Here is a 23,493-nt window from a genome sequence, read left to right as displayed (position 1 = left end):
TTTAAGTTAATTATTATGTTGTTTTTTCATTATTGTTACTTGAGCACCACAGTTAATAACAAATTCAACAATGTAAAATCAAGAGGAAAGTAGCTAAAAAAATGTTGTTAATATAATGTAAAAAGCAAAAAAATGAATATTGGCTAATTTTTAGCTAGCTAATTTAAAGTGTTTATGAAAACAGAGGCATTGCGGAAGGTAACATTGAAGTTTATGTAAATTTACGCCAATTTAGAATTTGTGGAAACTTTAAATGTAAAATCTTTGCGGAATTAATATGGCGAATCTGCGCTTTCTGGCGGGACCAATTGCCCTAAAAATATTAGGGAAACATGGATTAAAGCCACAGCTGTTTCAACGGCTGTTGGCTGCTTCTGGCGGGCCGAAATGGCTGGGTATTGCCGGATTGGATGAGGTGTTATTCAGTGAATTTTTTCGAGAGCATCAAACACCACTTCATACCTATGGTGCATCTTCAGGGGCCTGGCGGCTAGCCTGCCTGGCGCAGCAACAACCATTAGCGGCGCTGCAACGATTAGAGCAAGCTTATATTTTGCAGCGCTATGATACCCATCCTACGCGTGAGCAGGTAAGCCAAACTGTTCGAGATATTGTGAGTCAATTACTCGGTGCGGCAGCGGGGAGCGATATTGTCAGCAATACGTTTATCCGCAGTCACTGGGTGGTTTGTCGTGCTCGTCATCTTAATACCTGTCATGCCCGCCCACTGCTTGCCAGTGGCTTATTGCTCGCGGGGCTGACTAACCTGGTTAATCGTCGTTCGCTGAGCTGGCACTTTCAGCGGCAACTGTTTACTAATGCGCTTGGAGATTCGCAATTTGCTGAACTGAGTGATTTACCGACACAGTTGCAGCCGTTGAGCGTAAAGAATATCCGCGATGTGCTACAAGCCACCGGCAGTATTCCCCTATGGTTAGCTCCGGTGACCCACATTGCGGGGGTGGGTGACGGTGTTTTCTATGATGGCGGTATCACGGATTGCCACTTTGACCTGCCACTCACCGAGAACGAAGGGCTGACACTTTACCCGCATTTCTATTCCTGGATGGCCCCGGGATGGTTTGATAAGGCACTGCCTTGGCGACGCGCCAGGGCAAATCTGGCCAACGCGTTGGTTGTGGCCCCCATGGATGCGTTTGTCGCTTCTTTGCCCGGTGGTAAATTGCCCGATCGCAAAGACTTTCAACAACTCGACAGTGACACCCGTATTGCCGCCTGGCAACAAGCCCTCAGTCTTAGTCGGCGATTGGGTGAGGAGTTTCTACAGGTATGGCAGTCCGGTGCCATTGCCGAACGACTGGAGCCGCTGTAGGTCATCTGCCTGCTTTGAGTTACAATCCTCCTGATAGCACAAAGTGCAGAGAACCTATGTTATGTGCAGTAACAAGACATGAAGCAGCGTGTCACCGCAGTCCATCCCTCCTGGGTGGTATTACCGCAGCAACAAACCGATAAACCTACGGTATTGGCATTTTTGCTGGCACGCTTTCCGGCAATCAGCGAAAGTGTCTGGCGTGAGCGAATGCAGCAGGGTAAGGTGCATTGGCAAGATGGTTCTCTCATTGATGAACAGACGCCCTATCAAGCGGCAAGACGAGCCTACTACTATCGCGAAGTCATGATAGAGCCTCGTATTCCGTTTCAGGAACAGATCCTGTACCAGGATCAACATTCTTTGCTAGTGTATAAGCCGCATTTTTTACCGGTAACCCCCGGCGGTAACTTCGTTAATGAATGCCTGGTGGCAAGGTTGCGTGCTCGCACCGGTATCGACACAATCATTCCGGTGCATCGCTTGGATCGTGATACGGCAGGGGTGATGCTCATGTCCGTGGCACCTGAGACCCGCGATGCCTACCACAGTTTGTTTCGCGATGGGCTGATCCACAAACGGTATCAGGCATTGGCACGGTTGACGCCAGCGTTGCGTGAATCTCTGCCCCAGGGCTGGTTATCGCAACCTAAATGTTGGACGGTGAAAAATCGGATCGAGCGCGGCGACCCAGGCTTTACCATGCAGATAGTACCAGGCACAGCCAACAGCCATTCTGAAATCCGCTTACTGGCGGTTAACGCAGATATTGGCCTATTTGAATTGGAGCCGGTGACGGGTAAAACTCACCAGCTGCGCTTGCATATGGCATCGCTGGGAATGCCGTTACTTAATGATCGTTACTATCCGCAGTTACAACCCCTGCAGGCTGATGATTTTTCCAAGCCACTTAAGCTGGTGGCGTGCAGGCTACAGTATACTGATCCGCTGTCAGGTGTGGCTCAGGATGTCAGCTGCGATGGTTTTACCGACGCCTTTGTCGCTGACTGAAAGCTGATGCGGATCTCTGCCACTGTTTAATGATCTGACTCACTTCATCAGTTGTCGCTCGGGTTATTCACAATACCGTGGCGCATTGCCGAACCAAGGAGTTTGTTATGGCGTTTTCCCAACTTGACCCTCATACCGCCCTCATCGTGATTGATTTGCAATATGGCATCGTGGCGTTACCGACTTGCGATGATGCGGCCGCTGTGGTCGATAAATCTGCGAAAATCATCGGTGCATTTCGGCAGCAGCAACGGCCGGTGGTTTTGGTGAATGTTGCCGGCGGTGCACCTGGAAGAACGGCTCAGGCACCCAGTGATGGACAGCGTCCGGATAACTGGGCGACGTTGGTTCCTGAATTGGGTACCGATAGCCACGATATCCATGTCACAAAGAACAACTGGGGCGCTTTTATCAATACGGATTTACATCAGCAGTTACAGGCACGTGGGGTGACTCAGGTGGTAATCATCGGGATAGCTACCAGTATTGGCGTTGAGTCCACCGCTCGTCAGGCGTTTGAACTGGGATACAATGTGTCACTGGTCAGTGATGCTATGACTGATCTCCATCGTGATACGCATGAAAACAGTCTTCAGCGTATTTTCCCTCGACTGGGTGAAACGGGTACCACTGAAGAGTTGCTAGCACTTGTGGCTGAATGACGTTAATGATCGCGATTAACCGTATTTTTGCTCACGTTGGCCTGTGGCGCTGGGTCTCGTTGATCGGTTTATCATGGCTGCTCGCGGGCGGATTACAGGCGGCAACCGTTCCGGCCGCTTTCCTGTTAGGGCCAATGATGGCGGCCGCACTGCTGGCAGTGTCGCACCATACCACCTCGCCCAGTATCCGCTGGTTTAATGCAGCACAAGGCCTTGTTGGCGGAATGATCGCCAATACTTTACCGACCTCAGTTGACACTGAAATGCAGCGACATTGGCCACTGTATGTGGCCTGCATCATCGGCGTACTGTTAGTGAGCAGTCTGCTGGGGTGGTTACTCGCACGTTGGCATATTTTGCCTGGCGCTACCGCAGTTTGGGGCACGTCTCCTGGCGCCGCGACGGTGATGACGGTGATGTCGCAAGAGTTTGGCGCGGATGTACGCTTAGTGGCGCTGATGCAATATATACGGGTGGTGATGGTGGCGCTGGTGGCCATTGCCGTTACGCGTCTGTCGCTGCCCGCCGAACAAGTTCAAGTGCCATCGGTGCAACAGGCATCGACCAATGAATGGCAGCTACTGCCGCTAATTGCTACCTTGCTGTTCATCACTAGTGGCGTATGGCTGGGTCTTCGCAGCCGTATCCCCGCAGGGGCGATGTTGATGCCATTACTGCTGATGATTGCCGTACGAGAATTAGGCTGGTTTCCCATTGGCTTACCACAGCCGATATTGTGGGCGTCCTATGCTATCGTGGGGTGGAGTATCGGTGCGCGTTTTGACTTACCTATTCTGCGCTACGCTGCCAAAGCGTTGCCCAGATTATTGTTATCCACGTTAGTACTGATTTTATTGTGTGGACTGCTGGCCGCCATATTGGCGCATGTTACTGGCATGGACCCATTAACCGCCTATTTGGCGATGAGCCCGGGTGGCGCAGATTCGGTGGCCATTATTGGCGCCTCCAGTCAGGTGGATATGGCGCTGGTGATGACCATGCAAACTGGTCGGTTAATTTTGGTGATGGTCATGGGGCCATTGCTGGCCAGAGCCGTGACCTCGCATCTGCAACGGCATCTAAAATAACGGCGTATATTTCATTAGCTCAGCCAGCGTATGGACACCGAGTTTTTTCATGGTATTGGCCCGGTGCACCTCAACCGTACGCAGCGACAGAAACAATGATTCTGACATCTGCTTATTGGTCCGCCCCTGGATCAATAGCTGCAACACCTGGCGTTCTCTGGGACTCAGAGTATTAAACCGAGCTTGTAACTGCTGCTCTTCCCAGACCTTGCGGCTATATTCGAGCGCCTTTTCGATAGCCGCTGCCAAGGCCTTGCCGTTGACCGGCTTTTGGAAAAAGTCACAAGCGCCACGGCGGAAGGCTTCTACCGCCATCGGCAGATCGCCATGCCCGGTGAGAAAGATAATCCCTAACGGACTATCACACTGCAGCAGTTTTTGCTGGAGTGCCTGGCCGGTGATCTCCGGCATCCGCGCATCCAGAATGACGCAGCCTGGCTCTTGTAGTGGACATTGTTGTAGAAAACACAGTCCATCTGCATAGCCCGTTACTTGATAACCAAACTGCCCCAGCATAAAACTCAGCGAATCTCGGATAGCGGCGTCATCATCTACCAGATAAATTTTTTTCTGTTGCATCAACGACCTCATCAATCTGTCGTTTCAAGAGTAATGCGCTGAGATAGCGGCGACAAACCTCAACGCTGGCTTTTGGATGCAGATCACTTGCTTTATGTACGGTGTATGCGGTGATTCAAGGAATTGCCGTTTCCGGCGTATTAGGCTGGAAGCGATGATATCGACAGGGGAATTTATGAAACGACGCTGGTGGCTATTCCTGTTATCGCTTTGCTGTTGCCACAGCTGGGCTATGCACTCGATTGCGGATGGTGAGATGGGCGATGACCCCATTGAAGCGGTTTTTCGCGTGGCGGTGTTGGCAAACCATGGCGTGACAGAGGCTAAGCAGCGTTGGCAGCCGATGATGGATTATCTCAGTCAGCGGCTGCCGGGTAACCGATTTGAAGTGGTGCCACTGAATTTTACTCAAATGGATCAGCAACTGCTGGATCACCGTATTCAGTTCATCGTGACCAATCCTGGGCAGTATTTGAGTCTCAGTAATGAGTTGCCTTTGTCGTGGTTAGCGACCATGCGCAGTCGTAAACACAATGGTGCGACTTACGCTATTGGCTCAACGATTATTGTGCGGGCGGATAGTCCGATCCAGACATTGAATGATATGCGTGGCGTGTCGATTGTTGCCAGTGACCCTCAGGCGCTTGGTGGTTATCAGGCGGCCGTTGGTTTACTCAATAAACGAGGTATTGAAGCCAGCTCTTTTTTTGGGGACATCCATTTTCTGGGCTTCCCGTTGGAGCCCTTGGTGTATCAGGTGCGTGACGGCTCGGTAGATGCGGCGATTACGCCTTACTGTACGTTAGAGGAGATGGTAGATGGCGGCTTGGTGAAACGGGAAGATTTTCGTGTCATCAATCGTCAGCGACCAGAGGGCTACGATTGTGATGCTAGTACCCCCCTGTACCCCAACTGGTCGTTTGCCGCATCAGATTTGGTCCCCAGTCCAATCACCCAGGCCGTTACACAGGCATTATTTGATCTGCCAGCCGATGCGGATGCCGCTATTCGCGCCGATCTGATGGGCTGGACCGCCCCCGTCAGTCAGTTAGCGGTAATTAAACTTTACAATGAGTTACAGCTACATGGTGGCCCTCCGCCTTTGTATGATGCAGCGCGCAAATGGTTCAGGTTGCATCGTGAGCCAGCGATCATTTTACTGTGTATCTTTTTTCTGGCACCCCTGTATCACCTGTGGCTGGAATATAAAATTCGGCAGAAAAATGAGTTTCTGATGGCGACCGAGCGACAGCTTAAAGATAAAGAGTTACAGCTTGAACGGATGCAAAGTGCGGCAATTGTTGGTGAGATTGGTGCTGGACTGGCGCATGAACTCAATCAGCCAATTGCCGCGATTACTCAATATAGCGAAGGCGCACTGATGGCGCTGGAAAAGCTAGACCAACAAGATCTACAGCATCAGCAGTTACAGGAAGTGCTGACCAAAATCTATAACCAGTCGATGCGAGCCGGTAGTGTCGTACATCGTATCCGAGGATTGTTACGGCGGCGGCGTTCGGGAAATTCGCCACTATTTATATTGCCATTATTGCAGGAGTCACTGGCGCTGTTCCAGCGAACCATTGAACAGCAGCAGGTAGCGCTGCAGTTGCGGCAGCAGGGGCAGGAACAAGCTTTGCTGGGGGACAGTGTTGGACTCAGCCAGGTGTTAGTGAATCTGATCAAAAATGCTATTGATGCAATGGAGACCAGCACAGAGAAGCAGTTGCTGATCCGTATCGATTATCAGGCTTTTCCCAGTGAGCGAGAGATGCAGTTACAACAACCCTGGTTATTGCTGGAGATCAGGGACAGTGGCACTGGCTTAACTGCACCAATCAATCAACTGATGGAGTCCTTTGCCACAACCAAAGAACATGGGCTAGGCCTGGGACTCGCTATCTGCCGTGAAGTGATGACGGAACATCAGGGCCTGCTGCAACTGGAAAACCGGCTTGACCGTCAGGGCTGTCGGGTGCGGCTATGGTTGCCTTATCAGCGTAACTGAATCAGCGAATCGTTTGGATCATCTCCCAACGGCTGCGCAAAAACTCCACGACCAAACCAGCCAATAATCCGGCGGCAGGATTTACCGCCAGACTGACAATGGCCGTGGACGCAATGACGGCCATACAAAATGGTCGACCATCAAGTAACCGTTTAGACCAGGCAAGTTGTAATCCGGCAATGGATAACAGGCTGCCCAGTATGGCCATGGGGATCAGACTGAGCAACCAGGCAACTGATTCGCCCCAGCTCAAGGCCACGGTGATACAGGTGATGCCAAAAATTAGGGGGGCCCACAACCGCCGGGAACCAAAGTGGTACTGCACTGCTAAGCCGCCGGCACCGTGACACATGGCGATTGCGCCAAACGGTGCTAATAGCAGGTTGGCCAGTCCAGAGCTGGTGGCAAAGGCTTTTGGCGTAAAACGCTCGGCATCTTCCGGGAATTTCTCTTTGGCGACAACTGATGTAGCAATGACCGCGTTAGTCAGGGTCATTGCCAGTTGTGGCAGCACTAATAAGGTGAGTGCCTGCGACCATTCGCTCGCCAGCGGCCAGTGGAATTGCCAAGGGGTGTTATTAAAGCTAAAACCTGTCACATCGCTGCCATTGTGGTATTGCCACCACATGCCGGCAAATAACACTAACGGCATGGACACGTAACGTAATGGCAAAAAACGCAAAATAAAGATAAAGGCAAAAGCGCCAAAGCCAATCAACGGGGTGACAGTCATCATCTTGCCGCCCATCATCAGCAGTTGAATGCCTATAGCGAACTGGATGCCAACGCTGATGGCCTGAGAAATCTGTTTTGATAACCAGGTGATGGCACCACTGAAGGCCAGCAGCAACAGGATTATCCCCATCAGCATCCCACTGGCTTGCATCATGCCGGGGGTAAGCCCCTGAGCAATCACCATGGCGGAGATCACTTTCATTGGCTGGATAGGAATTGGGCGGCGATAAAATAAGGCTACTGCGACAGCAAACACGCCGAAGCCGAGAAATATACCTTGTGGGCAGAATTGATTTAGCGCGATGAGCCCGAGTACTAAAGGTAAGAAGGTTCCAAGATCAGCAAAGGCACCGCTGAGTTCGCCTAAGGTGCGGTTGACGTTGACGGAGACAGTACTGGGTTGGGTCATAAAGGTTGCCGTTGTATCAGTTATCGGAATAACCGCAATAATAGTGCCAGTTTTTCCGCGCCATTATTTCTCTGGATACCGAGATTTTCTGAATTATTCAGTTTCAGTTTAGCCGAACTGAGACAGTTTGGATTATGAGTGGGTCTTATTGTCTGGAAAGATGGGACCAACCCCGAGCAGGGATTGGGGTTGGTCCCGGTCGGGAGCATTCAACATGACCGACCAAAACAAGGAACGCGGGTTAGGGTTTACTTAGTGTGGCGAGTACCTTTTACTTTCATTGGGTCACCTTCATAACCCAGCGCTTTCCAGTCAAGACGACCATTAGCGCTATGGCAATCGCTACACTTCAGCGCCTGTTCCTTGGGTGAAACCATATGGTTAATGCGCCACCACATTTCGGTTGGGGCAAACCCATATTCACCACTATAGGTCGCACCTACAGCTTTCATTGCTTCACTGGCTTCCATCCCCAGACGTGCAGCTTTATCCCAGTCGAAGTCACTCCAGTATCCCCCTTTACCATACGTTTTCGGGTTGAGGAAGATATGGTTCTTCTTGTCGTAGATCTGTTTACCGGTGAATACCTTGAACGGATAGATCTTCGCTTTTGGATCTTTGATGTCACCCATTGGATAAGCCAGTTTGGTCACCTTGGTAGGGTCCATCTTGTCACCAGCCATATAGGCATCGGCTTTGCCGTTGTACCAGGCATAGCTTGGTTTCACCATTTTGCCCCAAGTGAATGAACCTTTTTTCTTGAGGTAAGTGTGACGACCATATTCATCGACGGCATCTTCTCTGTCTTCGCCGGCAGTTGACCAGTCCCAGGTCAGCTTGGTGGCTTCCTGACGGGCATAGTACGGAATGTGACAGGTCTGACAGGCGACTGTTTCGGCGTGAGTATTCAGACGTTTATTGGCATGTGGGGCTGCATCGTGGCAGTTGGTACAACCAATATGATCTTCACCACCAGGAGATACGCCCATGGCATTACCGCTAATGTCATGGTCTTTGGTCTTATGACAGTCCTGACATTGGAAGTCATTACCATCGGCATTCATATGCACATCCAGTGCTTTATCTGGATAGGCCATAGATGAATCCAGATCGCCGTGTTTCACCGCATCGCCGCCGCCGCCATAGAAGTGGCAAGAGCCGCAGTTATCACGGACTGGCTTTCCAACGTTTTGAGCCACTTTCGCCAGGTCAACGTTTTCAAACGCTTCGCCAGCCACTGTCTTGGCATAAGTCCCCGTGGTGTCGTGACACACCAGACAATCCACTTTAGTTTCATCAGTGAAATCAAAGTTATTATCTTTCCAGCCATAACCGGCGTGACATACCGTACAACGTGGTTGGTTACCGGCGATAGATACGCAGAAGTTGTTAATTGCATTTTTCTTGCCGCGCATTACCGTGCGGCCAGGCAATTGCTGTTTCAGCTCCCAGGTCCAGTGGGAGGTTTTCATGACATCTTTCGCTTCTTTCTCATGGCATTGCAAGCAGGCCTTGGTGACTTCAGGACCATTGGCGTATGGCCCTTTAAGTACATCTTTATGCGGCGCTGCTGCGCTGGCACTTCCGGCCGCCAGCAACAGGAGTAACGCAAGTGATTTCATAAGTGTGTCTCCTGCCCCGGTTGCCCGGGGCTGTTGTATGGGGTTAGAAGTTAACGGTCAGGGAAGCATTAACGTCGATAGCGGTATCAATCACTGGCAACAGTGAATACGCAGTACCGTTCAGCACGTCGCTGACTTTCTGTGGCGCGCCTACGGGAGTGCCGCTACCGGTGTATTCATAGTTGTAATAAAGTGCTGCCAGTTTGATGAACATCTTCGGATTAACATCAAAGATGTAATAGCCTTCAACCACATGGCCACGGGTTGCCAGTTTGCTACCGATAGGGTCGTCCTGTGCTTGAGTGAATGGGGTCCAGTATTTGGAACCATAGTTATATTCCAGACCGACTTTGCCGTAAGGCGCAGGGATCTGCATGCCGACGTAAACCCCATAACCGTCATGGTTCTCATTGCTGTCTGCAGCAGATGGCGACATGATGATTTCAGTGCCATCGCTGTTCAGCTCAGCAGTGAACACTGCGTCTGACAACAGGCCGCCAAACATACCGGCATAACCGTTACCTACGGTGCGAGTCCAGCCCAGAGACGCAAAGAACTTCATATCGTCATCAGATTCATAGGCATAGCCAATGCCGCCCAGATACATATCGCCAATCACACCACTGGGTTGTACTCGGGTGACGAAGTTGAAGTTGTCAAACTTCTGCAGATCCTGATACATAGTGGGGGCGAAGATAGAGGCAAACTGATTCGGAAACGCCATGGTGCCTTTAAAGCCATCGTTGATGTCTTTAGCGGCAAACAAGGTCAATTGCAGGAAGTGGTTACCATCGTTGATGGCATCGATGTTAAAGCCCCCGAGGTGGGTGTCTTTCGTCACGGTATCGCCAAACAGCTCGCCGTTGCCCCATTGAGACTCGAAGCCCTGACCGTAACAGAACCGTACGACCTGGCCGTCAATCCCGGTAATTTCACCCAGTTTGTAACCCAGTGTCAGACCGTCGAAGTTGAAATTCACCAGATGGCCGGATGGGGTTCCACCACGCAGTTCGTTTTCACGATACTGGCTAGGAGGACCATAAGTTGACGGACGACGACCGATGGACAGATAGAACTCTGAGCCACCGATGTTACGCCAGTCGAAATAGGCACGTTCTACCCGCAGCCAATCGCCAGAGGTGTTACCGGAATCGGTGCCATCCATAGTGTAGGAGCGCCAGGAGTCAAATACCTGCACCCCGGTAGAATCCCCCCAGTTTTTATACATGCTGAGACGACCAGCAAAATCCACGTTGTCCCACACCTGGGCTTTCATATTCAGACGTAAGCGGGTGGTGTACAGAAGATCGTTATCGATGTCTTGCTGGGTTTTTCCGGCCAATACATAGGGCATAACGCCACTTAACTGGCCACTTTGAAAAGCGGCGGCCAGGCTAGGATTGGCTGCCATCATTTGGCCCAGCGGTGAGCTGGCATCGGCTGGATTACCATATTCCCCGGCCATTGCACGTGCGCCAAAGTCACTGAAGTTCACCAGAATTGCTGGATTCCAGGTAACATTTTGGTAGTGCAGCGAATGGGCTTTCACTCGGAAATCACCGGTGAAAGTAATACGGTCGAGCGCGGCATGACGTTCGGTTTTATTGACCCGAGCGTTAAGATTTTCCAGCTCCTCGGTGATATCCGCCAGTTGCTGTTTCAGTTCAGTAATCTTGGCATTATCTGTTTGTTCTGCGGCATAAACAGCAGGGCTAGCCATGGCGGCAAGTCCTAAAGCCTGAGCGACAACAATCGCGACTAAAGTGCGCATATTTTTATCTCCTGACCAGAAGTTCTGGTCTTTTTCAGGCAGCAACAGGCCCTGGAGCATGCTCCATACTGTTGCTGTCAGTTTGTCGGGTTGTGTTGGCTTAAGGGCCGGGATTAACCGCAGGTTTGAGGTTGAGCGGAATCCGCAGCATGGTCATACAGGAACTGTTGGATGTCTTTCAGATCCTGTTCACTCAGCTTTTCAAAAACTTCTGGCTTAGCTTTGTGTTTGTCTTTATCGAAGAAGCGATCCCATTGCGCCATGGTTTTGGTCATCGGGGTGAGTTCGCCAGCGGCATCGTTTTTACTGTGGCAGACTTTGCATTCTTTCTTATAAAGATGTTTCCCTTTTTTAGGATTGCCGCCATCGGCAGCGGAAGCTCCTGCCGCCAGCACAGTGGCCAGCAGTAATACACCGAGCTGGATTTTGGTTTTCATCATTAATGTCCTCATGTTGCGATTTTTTAATTAAGCGTTTCATGTTTGAATGCGCTTTGTTTTATTTCAGGAATTAATTTAACAAAGTAAATAGTGTCAATATTTGATAACGATCACTTCCATAAAATTTTTCTAATTGAAAAAAATATCATTGAAAAAAATCTAATTGATCGAGATTGAGGTTTAAAAATAATGATAAAAAACAATATGATGATTTTTAGTTTATTAAATTATAGAAAATAGATATTGCAGGTGATATCACATTTTTTTCAAAGTGACGAAGTTAACAAAAATTAATATTTGTTATTTTATGCATACGGTGATTAGTTATTTTAAGGTTCGTTTAAGTAATTAAATTAATGTAATTCCGTTCACACATTGGTGGCGGAATCGCCAAATTCTTATGCCTTAGATCACATCTGGAATGCCATTGTGGTTTACCACAATATCGGTAAAACATTCGTGGATTAACAATTTACCTGAAATCAGCACAGACACTTTGTGGGATATAAGCCGCGTGTCTGAATAACAAGATTCCAAGTGAAACTATTCATCTTCTGACGGAGATGATGGAGGTTAAACATGATAAAGCTTGATCGACGGGCTTTCCTAAAAGGTGCAGGTGCGACTGGTGCTTCCTGTGCTTTGGCAAGTGTGGTGCCTGGCTCTTTAGCCGCGATAGGCGCCCCGGCACTGAAGGGAAGTGGGGAAACCGTTTATAGTATTTGTGAGATGTGTTCCACTCGTTGCCCGATAGCGGCCCGGGTAGTAGATGGCAAAACGGTATTTATTCAAGGAAATGCCGCAGCTAAATCTTTTGGTGGAAAGGTCTGTGCTCGCGGTGGTGCCGGTCACAGTCTGCTTTACGATCCACAACGGATTGTGAAGCCGATGAAGCGCATTGGTGAACGTGGTGAAGGCAAATGGCAGACCATTAGTTGGGAGCAAGCCTACAGCGAAATCGCGGCCAAAATGAATGAACTGAAAAGCAAATATGGCCCGGAAACTGTGGTGTTCTCTTCTAAATCGGGTTCTGAACACACGCATATCTTCAATATGGCAAATGCCTTTGGCAGCCCGAACACCTTCACCCATTTGTCAACCTGCCCAGGCGCCTATGAAGTCGCCGCCCACGCAATTTATGGCACTAAACTAAAACGCGATCTCAGCAACAGTAAGTTCATCATTAACTTTGGTCATAATCTCTATGAAGGGATCAATATGTCCGAAACTCGCGCGCTCATGAACGCGCAGATGGACAAGCATGCCAAGCTGGTGGTGTTTGATCCTCGCTTCTCCGTGGTGGCCTCTAAAGCGGATGAATGGTACCCCGTGCGCCCCGGCAGCGATGTCGCGGTAGCGCTGGCACTCTGTCAGGTGTTGATTGCCGATAATCTCTACGACAAGGCATTTGTAGAACGTTACGTTGAAGGGTTTGCTCAATTTGCTTCTCAGGTCGCGGCATATACTCCGGAATGGGCGGCATCACTTACCGATGTCCCGGCCAAAGATATCCGCCGTATCGCGCATGAAATGGCCAAGGCTGCACCGCATGCGCTGGTCGATTTTGGTCACCGCAGTACGTTTACCCCCGAAGAATTTGAGTTACGCCGAACCATCTATGCGCTTAACGTGCTGCTTGGCAATTTTGAACGTAAAGGCGGCCTTTATATGGGTAAAAAAGCCAGCAGTTACAACAAGCTGGCAGGCGCTGATGTGGCTCCGGCTCTGGCTAATCCTGGGGTTAAGATCCCCAAACCGGCGGCTAAACGTATCGATCAACTTGATGGTCAATACGCCTTTACATGGAAGATGGGCGGCGTTTACCAGTCGATTATCGATACGGTGACGACCGGGAAACCATATCCCATTCATGGCTGGGTGATGACGCGAACCAACCCGATGCAAACGGTCACTGACCGCAGCAAAGTGGAACAGGCCCTGAAAAAGATGGATCTGGTTGTGTGCTGCGATCTGTATGTCAGCGAAACCGCTGCCTTTGCGGACTACATTCTGCCGGAATGTACCTATCTGGAACGTGATGAAGAGATTGCCGACAAATCCGGCAAGAATCCCGGCTACTATGTGCGTCAGCAGGTGGTCGATGTGATTGGCGAGGCTAAACCTGGCTGGCAGATCTTCCGCGAGTTAGGGATCAAACTAGGGCTAGACGCTTACTACCCTTGGGACAATATTCAGACCCTGCAGTTAGCACAGGTCAACAAGGATGATGCGCTCTTAAAAGAGATTAAAGCCAAAGGCTATATCAGTTACGGTAAACCATTGATGTTACGCGAACCACAGATGGTGGCCGACTTTGTCGCTGCCTATCCTGGTGCCCGCCCGGCCGATGATGACGGAACCTATGGCAGTGCGCTGAAGTTCAAAACGCCGAGCGGCAAGATTGAGTTGTACTCTGTCGAAGTTGAGGCGATGGCGCCGGGAAGAGGCACCATCGTTTATCACGAGCCCCAGTTGAAGCAACCGGACGAGCTGTATTTCATTCAAGGCAAAGTGGCGGTACATACCAACGGCGCCACTCACAATATCCCTATGCTCGCCAACCTGATGTCGGATAACGCGGTGTGGATCCACCCGGAAACGGCTGCCAGGTTCGGAATCAAAAATGGCGATGATATCCGCCTGACGTCTAGCGTAGGCAGTGAAACTGGTCACGCCTTAGTCACCAAGGGCATTCGTCCCGACACTGTCTTTGCCTACATGGGCTTTGGTTCCAAAAACAAAGAATTGACCCTCGCCAGTGGTAAAGGAGTGCATTGTGGCAATCTTTTACCTCACGCAACGGCTCCAGTGTGCGGTATGTGCGTACACACCACGGGTGTGAAACTGGAAAAGGCATAACGGGAGGCTGATGATGAATAAGAGATACGTCATGGTGCACGATGAAAACAAGTGCATCGGCTGTCAGGCGTGCAATGTCGCCTGCCGTAGTGAAAATCAGGTACCGGAAGGCGTGACTCGTCTGCAAGTACGCGTAGAAGGTCCTTTTGGTGAAATACCCGACTTACATTTCAAGTTTAACCGGGTGTCATGCCAGCAATGTGAAAATGCCCCGTGCGTTAAGGTGTGTCCAACCGGCGCGGCATACATTAATGCCGATGGCATTGTCACCATCAATCACGATAACTGCATCGGTTGCCAGTATTGTGTCGCTGCTTGCCCATACAAGGTGCGGTTTATCAATCCGGTCTCACTAACTGCCGAAAAATGTAATTTCTGCAGTGATACCCGATTGGCGCGTGGAGAGCAGCCTGCCTGTGTCACGATTTGTCCAACGAACGCGCTAGTGTTTGGCGATGCCAACGACCCTCAGAGCGACGTGGCCAAATTGCTGCTAAGTGCACCTACCTACCGAGAAAAACTCCATCTTGGCACTCAGCCAAGGATTTATCGTATTCCTGGCCGTAAAGGGGGGATTGAAGCATGAACAATATCTGGGGTGATATGTCACAGTACAATCCAGTGACATGGCATTGGGTGATTGCCGTATATCTGTTTTTGGCTGGCCTCTCCGCGGGCAGTTTGCTGATTGCGATTGCGATGCGTTGGGTGAAAGGTGACCACGAGGAGAGTCCCGTCCTCAAGGCTGCTGCACTCATTGCTCCGGTGGCTATCTGTCTGGGCATGTTGTGTCTGGTGTTTGACCTGACCCGGCCATTCCATTTCTGGTTGATTCTGCTCAACTATAACTTCACGTCAGTGATGTCCATTGGCGTACTGGCCTTATTGGTCTACATTCCGTTGACCTTCCTTTATGCACTGGTTGTCTTTCGCGAGCAATTGGCAAGCATCGGTGTTGGTTTGCTGCAAGGGATTGCTGACGCTTTGGCTGGTGTTAGAAAGGCCATTGAAGTGTTGTTGTTGGTCCTGGCGGTTGTCGTCGGTGCTTATACCGGATTCCTGATTTCAGCGATGAACATCTACCCGATGCTTAATACGGCAATTTTACCGGCATTGTTTTTGGTGTCGGGGATCTCTGCTGGGGCGGCAGCCAACGCCGTTGTGGCATTGTTGCTGTTTAACACCACTTCTCACGATCACGATCTCAGTCGGATGCACGGACTTGAACTGCCGGTGGCAGCGATTGAAATTCTGTTCCTGTTTATGTTGTTCAGCGCCCTGTACTTTAAAGGTGGTGCCGCTGCTATGGCGTTGGCCTCGCTGACTAGCGGCACCTGGGCGGCGGTGTTCTGGACTTTGGTGGTCGCGGTGGGTTTCGGTATCCCACTGTTATCGCAGTTGTTGCCCGCCGCTCAACGTCATGGTAAAGGCGTGATGGTGATTGGCGCACTCTGTAGTTTGACCGGGGTCTTGGCATTACGTCATTTCATCCTCTATGCTGGCCAAAGTTATCTCGGCTAGAAAATATTACGTTAAGTAATCAAAGCCCTCGCTAACTTGAGGGCTTTTTTATGCGCTTTTGTCTGAAGAATGGTGCGTTAACGGCTATCTTTAACAAGAAAATAAAATCATGGTGAGTGGGATAGAAGATGAAATTCAAAACGCTGGCATTGCTGGTTGGTACGGCTTTAAGTTGTAGCTCAGTCTGGGCAGGGCAAGATGTATTTGAAGCCAGAACTGATGCGATGGGTGGTGCTGGTGTCGCTGCCGGTGACCGGATGGTTGCCGGATTTATTAATCCGGCATTGTTGGGCCTGGCCGATCGTCAGAGCGCCGATGTGAGTCTGTTACTTCCAGCCATCGGGGCGGATGGGGCAGATAAAGACAAAATGGTGGATGAATTTGACGACTTACAGGATAACTATGACGGCTTGGATAACGCCATTAATCAGCGGGATGTCGAGGGCATCATCCATTATCGAGACCTGTTGCTAGGAAACTTGGAGTCGTTACAAGGTGACAGTGCTTATGCCAGTGTCGGTTTGGGATTTGCTGTCGTGCTGCCGAGCAGCAGTAAAGTGTCCATGGCTATCGTTGCCAAAACCTATCTGGATGGATTCGCGTTGGCAGAGATCAGTGATGCTGATCTGGCGCTCCTCAGTGCCATCGATCCTCTGACTCCTCCTTCGCTGGATGATCTGTCATCCCAAGGCCGTGTGATCGCCGGTGCAGTATCTGATCTGGGCGTTGCCTTAAGCCATAGCTTTACCGTCGGCAATATGCCGGTCAGTATTGGTGTTACGCCTAAGTTGCAGCGTTTAGATACCTTTAATTACGCAGTATCTGCCAACAATTTCGACGTCAATGATTTTAACAGTGACGATTATCGTAATGACGATACGGGGTTTAACGTCGACGTGGGTGTTGCCATGCAACCGACGGCCGGTCTGACATTGGCGCTGAGTGGGCGGAATTTAGTGAAGCAAGATCTGCAAACCATGGCGTCAGAAGGGCAGCAGCTTACCTATCAGATTAAGCCCGCAGTCACCGCAGGTATTGCCTATGAGTGGCGTGCAATGACATTAACGTCGGATATTGATCTGACCGACAACAAGAAATTTGCGGAGTTGGACGGGCCTAAATATTGGCGTGTAGGCGGTGAAATCAAGGCTACCGATTGGCTGGCACTGCGATTAGGTTATCGTCAGGATCTCAATGATGTGACTACCGATATCTATTCGGTGGGAACGGGGATTGCGATTGGCAATTTCTTCCGATTGGATTTGACCGGGATGTTCGGCAGCGATAACGCGGTGGGCGGTGCGCTGCAGACCTCCTATCATTTCTGAGTTTGGTAGCGACAAACTAGATTAATGCCCAAAGGGATTTTAGCGCCAGCAGCAAGGCACTGGCGCTACATAAGGTCAGGGTCAGCGTGCGGGTGCGACGTTTGTCCACCCGTCCCATAAGGGTGCCGGAGGCGAGAAAGCCTAAAAATACTGCGGGTAGTAATAATGCCGATAGTAGTAGATGTCGTACTGTGATGAGGCCCGATACTGCCAGAATAGCCAAGGTAATACAGGTACTTGCCATAAAAAAGGCTGACAGTGCCGCCCGAAATTTTCCGGCGTCTCGGCCCGTCAGCAATAACGCCATCGGTGGGCCGCCAATGCCAGCTACGGTGCCAAAAATACCTGAAAACAGCCCGGCGATGAACAAGCTGCGGCGGTTGACGGCGACGGTAAGCTTTTTCAGGCTCATCCACACTGCCAGTCCTACAATGGCCGCAATGATTAAACCGAGAATCGCACGTGGTGCCAGCAGTAAAGTAACGCCCAGTAAGCTGCCCGGAATTCTGCCGGCTAAGGCGTATTGCAGCCCGCCGAGTTCCAGATTGCCGCGTTCTCGTAATAAGGTAAGCAGCGCGATAGAAAAACTGAGGATGATCACCGGTACCGGCACCAACTCTGGATCAACGATATATAACAGCGGGGTAGAGACCACTGCCAGTCCGAAGCCCAGCAGACTTTGGGTGATGGCACCCAGAAAAATGATCAGTGATGCCAGAATCAGGGTGATCGGATCGACTAACGACCACATGACGGAAGTACTGTGCCGGGCGTTGCCCGGCTGTATAGAGAAGGGTTAAAACAGCAGCGATGGAAACAGTGCATTTACTCCATTTCTTCCCATTCGATACCCATATCTTCCATCATCTGTTTCGCTTCGGCCGGGATACTGTCCGGGCGATCCTTGGACAGATCTTCATCATTTGGTAATGGCTGGCCGGTATAAGCATGCAGAAATGCTTCGCACAGCAATTCGCTGTTGGTGGCATGACGTAGGTTGTTCACCTGACGCCGGGTGCGTTCATCCGTCAGTACTTTGAGCACTTTTAGCGGAATAGACACAGTGATTTTTTTTACTTGTTCGTTTTTCTTCCCGTGCTCAGCGTAAGGGCTGATATATTCGCCGTTCCATTCAGTCATGTTGCACCTGCTATGTCACTAATTCGCTGCCGATTTTAAACTCTTACATCCGACAGTCAAATGTCGGGCCATAATACTGTATCACAAAAATGGAATTCTATACATTTGGACGTCTAAACGTCTCGATGCCTATTGACGCCAACAAGCGACTTGGTAGAATTTAGCCGTCCAGACATCTTTATGGTGTTTCTTGAAAAGAATTTAAGGAGTCGAAAATGACAGAGCGGAAAATGGCCACCATCGCCGTCCGTCAGGGAATTGAAACCGATAATCAGCATGGTGCAGTGGTTCCGCCCATCTATCTTTCGACCAATTATGCCTTTGATGGGCATAAAACTCCGCGGCAGTTTGACTACAGTCGCTCTGGTAACCCAACTCGCAGTATTCTCGGAAATGCGATTGGTGAACTGGAACAAGGGTGTCCAGCAGTTATTACCGCCAGTGGTATGGCGGCGGTTACGTTGGTGACCAGTCTATTGAGCCCCGATGATCTGCTGGTTGTACCCCATGATTGTTATGGCGGTTGTTATCGGTTATTTACCCATTTAGCCAAAAAAGGCCAGTTTAAGCTGGCGGTTATCGACCAGACCGATGCGGCGGCATTACAACAAGCTCTGGCGCGTAAGCCAAAGATGGTATGGATTGAAACGCCTTCCAACCCCTTGCTGCGGGTAATCGATATCGCCAGTGTTGCCGCGGCCTGTAACGCCGTGGGAGCACTGTTGGTGGCGGATAACACCTTCCTGTCTCCCGCATTACAGCAACCGTTATTGCTGGGCGCCGATATCGTAGTGCATTCCACCACCAAATATATCAACGGTCACAGTGACGTTGTCGGTGGTGCGGTGATTGCAAAAGATGCGGCGCTGGCAGAACAGCTACACTGGTGGTCTAACACCTTGGGGCTGACCGGCGGTGCATTCGACAGTTATCTGACATTACGCGGCCTGCGCACACTGGCACTGCGTATTCAGCAGCACCAAAATAATGCCGCTAAAATTGTGGATCTGCTGCAAAGTAGCGCGCAAGTACAGAAGGTGTATTACCCTGGGCTGAAAACGCATCCGGGTCATGAAATTGCGGCGAAACAGCAACTTGGCTTTGGTGCTATGGTCAGTTTCGAACTGAAAGGCAGTGATGCCGAAGTGGAAGCTTTTCTTGGCGCTTTGCGCTATTTCTCTGTTGCAGAAAGTTTGGGGGGCGTGGAAAGTCTGGTAGCGGTTCCTGCTACTATGACACACCGGGCAATGGAACCGGCAGCCCGTGCTGAAGCCGGCATCAAAGATACACTTATTCGTTTATCCGTGGGGATCGAAGATCCACAGGATCTGCTGGACGATATCGCTGCTGGTTTGGCAGCGGTCGCCGCTTGTTGAGTTGGGGAGCATTGATTGATGGCGCGTAGTCACTTACATAAGTTTGGGGGTAGCAGTCTCGCGGATCCGGATTGTTATCGGCGTGTGGCGCATATTTTACTGACTCATGGTCGTCCCGATGACCTGATCGTGGTATCCGCAGCTGGCAAAACCACTAATTTTCTCTACAAACTATTATCGCTGCGCGAACAGGGCAAGTTGTGGCAGGAAGAACTACAGGTTTTGATGAGTTACCAGCAAAACCTGATTGAACAGTTATTGAGTAATTCCCAAGCGCGTCAGCTGCGGGAACGGCTGGCGAATGATCGGGCCACCTTGATGAGTTTGTTATCGCTGGATATTCGTAGCGAATATCAATGCAATCAGGTGGTTGGTTTTGGTGAACGCTGGTCTGCCCGATTGATGGCGGCGCTGCTGCGAGAATCTGGGGTGGCAGCCTCTAACATCGACGCCCGCGGCTTATTGATCGCCGATGAAGCCGCCGTGCCGAAAATTCGCATGGAAGAGTCTCGGGCTCAGGTACAGAAAATGCTGCAGGCGCATCCAGATGAACGGTTGGTGATCACGGGTTTTATCTGCGCCAATCCTCACGGGGAGATGCTGTTACTGGGGCGCAATGGTTCCGATTTCAGCGCAACATTAATTGCCAGCCTGGCGGATATTGACCGCGTCACCATCTGGACTGACGTGGAAGGGGTATTTAATGCCGACCCCAACAAAATTCAGGATGCCAAACTGCTGCAAACGATGTCACTGGCTGAAGCTGACCGCTTAGCGCGTTTGGGGTCTCCTGTCTTACATTCTCGTACGCTGCAACCGCTGTATAACACGCAGGTGAGCTTGGCGGTGCGTTCCAGTTATGCGCCGCAGACTGACTTTACGCTGGTGGCTCCACAAAGTGATATTGCCAGTGCCCCGGTGGTGACGAGTCTCGATGAAGTCTTTACCGTCACGTTGCAGTTGCAGGCACCGTGGGAAGCCTTATTGGATACACTGGAACACGCAGGGTTACAACCTTTAGCGCACTGGTCGCTGGGTAAACAAAAACATGAGTTGGCGTATACCTTAGAATCGCGGAAACAATTGGCGGCGCTATTGCTGCAGTTTACCGATGAGTTGGGGATCAGTAATGTCGAAACCCATACTGGCTTTGGGCTGGTGGCACTGGTCAGCGCCGCCGCCAATCTCTATCGCCGTAGCTTCGCCCGATTGCTTAGCCGTGAAGCCAGACCGCTGTATCAGGATGGTCTGAGTCTGGTGACGTTAGTTCCGCAGCAGCAGGTAGCGTTATTGACGCAGAAAGTACATCGTCGCTGTGCTGGCCCCCGTAAACGTATTGGCATCATTCTGTTAGGGGTGGGCAATATCGGCGAAGCCTGGGTGACCTTGTTTGGCAAATCAGCGGCACAACTGAATCGGCAACTCGAAGCCGAAGTGGTGCTGGTCGGCTTGGCCAGTTCAAGTAAGGCATTGTTTTGTAACGAAGGTATTGCCGTTGCTGAGTGGCAGACACGTTTCGAAGCTGAAGCGACTCCGTGGCAGTATGAGCACCTGTTTGAGCAGGCCGATGATTTATCCTGTGACGAATTGGTCGCTTTGGATATCAGTGCCAGCGCCAGTCTGACACTGCAATATCCGGAGTTTTTTGCCCACGGTATTCACATGGTGAGCGCTAACAAACTCGCGGGTTCTGGACCTTTGGCGTTTTACCGTGAATTGAAACAAATGCTGGGTAATCGTCGCCTATTTTGGCGGTATAACGCCAGTTGTGGCGCCGGGTTACCGGTACAACATGCGCTGAACGACCTGCATAACAGTGGCGATCAGGTACAAGCGGTCGGTGGTATTTTCTCCGGGACCCTGTGTTGGTTGTTTGAAAAATATGATGGGGTACGTCCGTTCTCGGAACTGGTACTGGAAGCTAAAGCGCTAGGCATTACCGAACCCGACCCCCGCGATGATCTCTCCGGCCGAGACATGCAGCGTAAACTGTTGATTCTCGCCAGAGAAATCGGGTTGGAACTGGAACTTGAGGATATTCGCCTGAGTTCTTTGGTTCCGGCACATCTAGCGCAGATCCCGCTAGAAGAGTTTCTGCAACGATTACCTGAACTGGACACGGAACTGTCACAGCAGTTTGCCGCTGCTAACGAGCAAGGTAAGGTATTACGCTACGTGGCAGCGTTGGAACGTGGTGAGCAAGGGGCCACTGCTGAAGTGGCATTGCAGTGGGTTGAGCGTAATCACGCGTACGCGAATTTGACGCCAGGTGACAATGTGTTTGTGATCCGCAGTGCGTTCTATCAGGGCAATCCGCTGATTATTCGTGGCCCGGGGGCCGGGCGCGAAGTCACGGCGGCGGCAGTACAATCTGACTTAGTGCAAATCTGTCGAGATTTGCTGGAAGACTGATGGATGACGAAAAGGCCTCAGCATTGAGGCCTTTTTGTTGCTGTTTGCGATGGTGAATTAGCCATCAACTCCGGTGGCTGAAGCAGAGCATCTGTGGCCGTGGATGTAGCCAATCGCTAACACTGATATCTGGAGCATAACTCTGATAACTGGCGGATTTGGCGGTATCCCGCTTCGGACATGTCATTTACGGCTGTTGGATTGAACCACACAACATTCAGCCCTGCGGCGGCTGCGGGTTTGATGTCGGTTTCAAGCGAATCTCCCACCATGACCAGGTCGTCGGCAGCAACGCCCAGTAAGCGGATGATGGTGCGGTAAAACTCCGGGTTATCTTTGCTCAGCCCCAGACTGTCTTTGCAGAAGTAGCCATTAATGTACTGTGCCAGTCCAACGCGTTCCAATGCTTGGCGCACATCATCAGCGGCAGAATCCGCAGCATTGGTTGCCACATAGAGGCGATGGCATTTGGCCAGAACCTGCAGCGTTTCATGCGCCTGCGCGACAGCTGCGACATGCTCCCAATGACACATTTTGCCCGTCTGATGCGGATCATCGACCATCAGGGTGTTACCCCAGTCAAACAGATATATCTTTGTCAAAGTACGGTTTCCCAAAGAAGAGCAGCATATTATCGGCACGTAAGCCGTACCGCTATTAATCGCACCAGCAGAGACTAAGTTACTAACGTCAACATCAGGCTGTGCCAGGCATACCACTGAAACTTTTCAGACATGCCATAGCCGGCCGGAGCCGTCGGTAAATACCCGCGCTTGGCATAAAAATCCGGTTTAGCGGCAATTAACGATACATAAGAACCTTCCTGTGCCACGGTATCCAGATACTGTTCAATCTTATCCATGATGCGCATGCCTAAACCTTGTCGCTGATATTTCGGGGCTACGGCGATATCGACAATGTGAAAGAAGCCGCCACCATCGCCAATCACTCGACCCATACTGATTAATGGGCCGTTATCACGAACACAAATGGTATAAGGCGCATGACTTAAGCCAATCCTTGCCGCAGCAGTCGATTTTGCTGATAAGCCAACATCCAACCGCAACCGACAATACTCTTCTGCCGAAGGTATTTCGGTTACTACTGGGTAGCTCAATTGCCGTTCCTTCAGGTGATGTTAGGGCTGATCGGTACCACAGCAGCTCATCGGTTTGTGAAATATATTCTAGCGATAGCGA

At 50.7% G+C, this 23,493-nt stretch carries 20 protein-coding genes; 11 read left to right on the top strand and 9 right to left on the bottom strand.

The genetic code is table 11. From position 1 onward, the window contains the following. The first annotated feature begins 277 nt into the window (after positions 1 to 277). From KDN34_RS15220 to KDN34_RS15205, 4 genes are all read left to right on the top strand, one after another. The gene (locus tag KDN34_RS15220) at positions 278 to 1,333 is read left to right on the top strand and encodes an alpha/beta hydrolase (protein WP_212594551.1); all 1,056 of its coding nucleotides are present in this window, start codon (positions 278 to 280) and stop codon (positions 1,331 to 1,333) included. 78 nt (positions 1,334 to 1,411) lie between these two features. Then, complete coding sequence (locus KDN34_RS15215; RefSeq protein WP_212594550.1) at positions 1,412 to 2,344, top strand: pseudouridine synthase; 933 nt, start codon at positions 1,412 to 1,414, stop codon at positions 2,342 to 2,344. Positions 2,345 to 2,451: 107 nt separating this feature from the next. Beyond that, complete coding sequence (locus tag KDN34_RS15210) at positions 2,452 to 3,006, top strand: isochorismatase family protein (protein ID WP_212594549.1); 555 nt, start codon at positions 2,452 to 2,454, stop codon at positions 3,004 to 3,006. Then, entirely contained in the window at positions 3,003 to 4,094 is a 1,092-nt protein-coding gene (locus KDN34_RS15205; RefSeq protein WP_212594548.1) for an AbrB family transcriptional regulator, read from the top strand. Before KDN34_RS15210 ends, KDN34_RS15205 begins: the two co-directional genes overlap by 4 nt. On the opposite strand, the gene KDN34_RS15200 is transcribed toward KDN34_RS15205, so the two are convergent. Continuing rightward, positions 4,086 to 4,673, bottom strand: a complete 588-nt coding sequence (locus KDN34_RS15200; protein WP_228730363.1) for a response regulator transcription factor — start codon at positions 4,671 to 4,673, stop codon at positions 4,086 to 4,088. The two genes, KDN34_RS15205 and KDN34_RS15200, sit on opposite strands and share 9 nt — an antisense overlap. A gap of 175 nt (positions 4,674 to 4,848) precedes the next feature. On the opposite strand from KDN34_RS15200, the gene KDN34_RS15195 reads away from it, so the two are divergent. After that, complete coding sequence (locus KDN34_RS15195) at positions 4,849 to 6,681, top strand: sensor histidine kinase (protein WP_407695775.1); 1,833 nt, start codon at positions 4,849 to 4,851, stop codon at positions 6,679 to 6,681. Position 6,682: 1 nt separating this feature from the next. Here KDN34_RS15195 and KDN34_RS15190 read toward each other — a convergent pair whose 3' ends face one another. The 4 genes from KDN34_RS15190 to KDN34_RS15175 form a co-directional block, all read right to left on the bottom strand. Continuing rightward, positions 6,683 to 7,825, bottom strand: coding sequence for a putative sulfate/molybdate transporter (locus KDN34_RS15190; protein ID WP_212594546.1), 1,143 nt, complete (start codon positions 7,823 to 7,825; stop codon positions 6,683 to 6,685). A 248-nt stretch (positions 7,826 to 8,073) separates the two neighbouring features. Continuing rightward, complete coding sequence (locus tag KDN34_RS15185; protein ID WP_212594545.1) at positions 8,074 to 9,447, bottom strand: tetrathionate reductase family octaheme c-type cytochrome; 1,374 nt, start codon at positions 9,445 to 9,447, stop codon at positions 8,074 to 8,076. A gap of 43 nt (positions 9,448 to 9,490) precedes the next feature. Further along, entirely contained in the window at positions 9,491 to 11,218 is a 1,728-nt protein-coding gene (locus KDN34_RS15180; protein WP_212594544.1) for a DUF3373 domain-containing protein, read from the bottom strand. A gap of 113 nt (positions 11,219 to 11,331) precedes the next feature. Next, on the bottom strand, positions 11,332 to 11,658 hold the full coding sequence (locus KDN34_RS15175) for a c-type cytochrome (RefSeq protein WP_212594543.1): 327 nt from the start codon (positions 11,656 to 11,658) through the stop codon (positions 11,332 to 11,334). Positions 11,659 to 12,237: 579 nt separating this feature from the next. Between KDN34_RS15175 and phsA the strand changes: the two genes are divergently transcribed. The 4 genes from phsA to KDN34_RS15155 all read left to right on the top strand — a co-directional run bounded on the left by phsA (position 12,238) and on the right by KDN34_RS15155 (position 17,366). Further along, the gene (gene phsA, locus KDN34_RS15170; RefSeq protein ID WP_212594542.1) at positions 12,238 to 14,517 is read left to right on the top strand and encodes a thiosulfate reductase PhsA; all 2,280 of its coding nucleotides are present in this window, start codon (positions 12,238 to 12,240) and stop codon (positions 14,515 to 14,517) included. 13 nt (positions 14,518 to 14,530) lie between these two features. Further along, positions 14,531 to 15,103 (top strand): 4Fe-4S dicluster domain-containing protein, encoded by a 573-nt coding sequence (locus tag KDN34_RS15165; protein ID WP_212596683.1) that lies wholly within the window; start codon positions 14,531 to 14,533, stop codon positions 15,101 to 15,103. Beyond that, entirely contained in the window at positions 15,100 to 16,038 is a 939-nt protein-coding gene (gene nrfD / locus KDN34_RS15160) for an NrfD/PsrC family molybdoenzyme membrane anchor subunit (protein ID WP_212594541.1), read from the top strand. Before KDN34_RS15165 ends, nrfD begins: the two co-directional genes overlap by 4 nt. 128 nt (positions 16,039 to 16,166) lie before the next feature. After that, positions 16,167 to 17,366 carry a conjugal transfer protein TraF gene (locus tag KDN34_RS15155; protein ID WP_212594540.1) on the top strand — a complete coding sequence of 400 codons (1,200 nt, stop codon included), beginning with the start codon at positions 16,167 to 16,169 and terminating at the stop codon, positions 17,364 to 17,366. Between the two features lie 16 nt (positions 17,367 to 17,382). Here the strand turns inward: KDN34_RS15155 and KDN34_RS15150 are convergent, their stop codons facing one another. Further along, positions 17,383 to 18,117 (bottom strand): sulfite exporter TauE/SafE family protein, encoded by a 735-nt coding sequence (locus tag KDN34_RS15150; RefSeq protein WP_212594539.1) that lies wholly within the window; start codon positions 18,115 to 18,117, stop codon positions 17,383 to 17,385. A gap of 74 nt (positions 18,118 to 18,191) precedes the next feature. Next, positions 18,192 to 18,506 carry a met regulon transcriptional regulator MetJ gene (gene metJ / locus KDN34_RS15145; RefSeq protein ID WP_212594538.1) on the bottom strand — a complete coding sequence of 105 codons (315 nt, stop codon included), beginning with the start codon at positions 18,504 to 18,506 and terminating at the stop codon, positions 18,192 to 18,194. Positions 18,507 to 18,721: 215 nt separating this feature from the next. Between metJ and metB the strand changes: the two genes are divergently transcribed. Both metB and KDN34_RS15135 read left to right on the top strand, forming a co-directional pair. Beyond that, entirely contained in the window at positions 18,722 to 19,882 is a 1,161-nt protein-coding gene (gene metB / locus KDN34_RS15140; RefSeq protein WP_212594537.1) for a cystathionine gamma-synthase, read from the top strand. Between the two features lie 18 nt (positions 19,883 to 19,900). Continuing rightward, the gene (locus tag KDN34_RS15135; RefSeq protein WP_212594536.1) at positions 19,901 to 22,294 is read left to right on the top strand and encodes a bifunctional aspartate kinase/homoserine dehydrogenase II; all 2,394 of its coding nucleotides are present in this window, start codon (positions 19,901 to 19,903) and stop codon (positions 22,292 to 22,294) included. 116 nt (positions 22,295 to 22,410) lie between these two features. Here the strand turns inward: KDN34_RS15135 and KDN34_RS15130 are convergent, their stop codons facing one another. Both KDN34_RS15130 and KDN34_RS15125 read right to left on the bottom strand, forming a co-directional pair. After that, a complete protein-coding gene (locus KDN34_RS15130) occupies positions 22,411 to 22,896 on the bottom strand; it encodes an HAD family hydrolase (RefSeq protein WP_212594535.1) in 486 nt (161 codons plus the stop codon). 74 nt (positions 22,897 to 22,970) lie between these two features. Continuing rightward, complete coding sequence (locus KDN34_RS15125) at positions 22,971 to 23,411, bottom strand: GNAT family N-acetyltransferase (RefSeq protein ID WP_212594534.1); 441 nt, start codon at positions 23,409 to 23,411, stop codon at positions 22,971 to 22,973. Positions 23,412 to 23,493 lie beyond the last annotated feature (82 nt).

The sequence above is a fragment of the Shewanella yunxiaonensis genome (assembly GCF_018223345.1).
Classification (GTDB): domain Bacteria; phylum Pseudomonadota; class Gammaproteobacteria; order Enterobacterales; family Shewanellaceae; genus Shewanella; species Shewanella yunxiaonensis.
This window is presented reverse-complemented; position numbering and strand designations above follow the sequence as displayed.

Bases quoted from the DNA above. Each gene is read 5' to 3' on its own strand.
- KDN34_RS15220 (WP_212594551.1), top strand. From the start codon at position 278: ATGGCGAATCTGCGCTTTCTGGCGGGACCAATTGCCCTAAAAATATTA.
- KDN34_RS15215 (WP_212594550.1), top strand. From the start codon at position 1,412: ATGAAGCAGCGTGTCACCGCAGTCCATCCCTCCTGGGTGGTATTACCG.
- KDN34_RS15210 (WP_212594549.1), top strand. From the start codon at position 2,452: ATGGCGTTTTCCCAACTTGACCCTCATACCGCCCTCATCGTGATTGAT.
- KDN34_RS15205 (WP_212594548.1), top strand. From the start codon at position 3,003: ATGACGTTAATGATCGCGATTAACCGTATTTTTGCTCACGTTGGCCTG.
- KDN34_RS15200 (WP_228730363.1), bottom strand. From the start codon at position 4,673: ATGCAACAGAAAAAAATTTATCTGGTAGATGATGACGCCGCTATCCGA.
- KDN34_RS15195 (WP_407695775.1), top strand. From the start codon at position 4,849: ATGAAACGACGCTGGTGGCTATTCCTGTTATCGCTTTGCTGTTGCCAC.
- KDN34_RS15190 (WP_212594546.1), bottom strand. From the start codon at position 7,825: ATGACCCAACCCAGTACTGTCTCCGTCAACGTCAACCGCACCTTAGGC.
- KDN34_RS15185 (WP_212594545.1), bottom strand. From the start codon at position 9,447: ATGAAATCACTTGCGTTACTCCTGTTGCTGGCGGCCGGAAGTGCCAGC.
- KDN34_RS15180 (WP_212594544.1), bottom strand. From the start codon at position 11,218: ATGCGCACTTTAGTCGCGATTGTTGTCGCTCAGGCTTTAGGACTTGCC.
- KDN34_RS15175 (WP_212594543.1), bottom strand. From the start codon at position 11,658: ATGATGAAAACCAAAATCCAGCTCGGTGTATTACTGCTGGCCACTGTG.
- phsA (WP_212594542.1), top strand. From the start codon at position 12,238: ATGATAAAGCTTGATCGACGGGCTTTCCTAAAAGGTGCAGGTGCGACT.
- KDN34_RS15165 (WP_212596683.1), top strand. From the start codon at position 14,531: ATGAATAAGAGATACGTCATGGTGCACGATGAAAACAAGTGCATCGGC.
- nrfD (WP_212594541.1), top strand. From the start codon at position 15,100: ATGAACAATATCTGGGGTGATATGTCACAGTACAATCCAGTGACATGG.
- KDN34_RS15155 (WP_212594540.1), top strand. From the start codon at position 16,167: ATGAAATTCAAAACGCTGGCATTGCTGGTTGGTACGGCTTTAAGTTGT.
- KDN34_RS15150 (WP_212594539.1), bottom strand. From the start codon at position 18,117: ATGTGGTCGTTAGTCGATCCGATCACCCTGATTCTGGCATCACTGATC.
- metJ (WP_212594538.1), bottom strand. From the start codon at position 18,506: ATGACTGAATGGAACGGCGAATATATCAGCCCTTACGCTGAGCACGGG.
- metB (WP_212594537.1), top strand. From the start codon at position 18,722: ATGACAGAGCGGAAAATGGCCACCATCGCCGTCCGTCAGGGAATTGAA.
- KDN34_RS15135 (WP_212594536.1), top strand. From the start codon at position 19,901: ATGGCGCGTAGTCACTTACATAAGTTTGGGGGTAGCAGTCTCGCGGAT.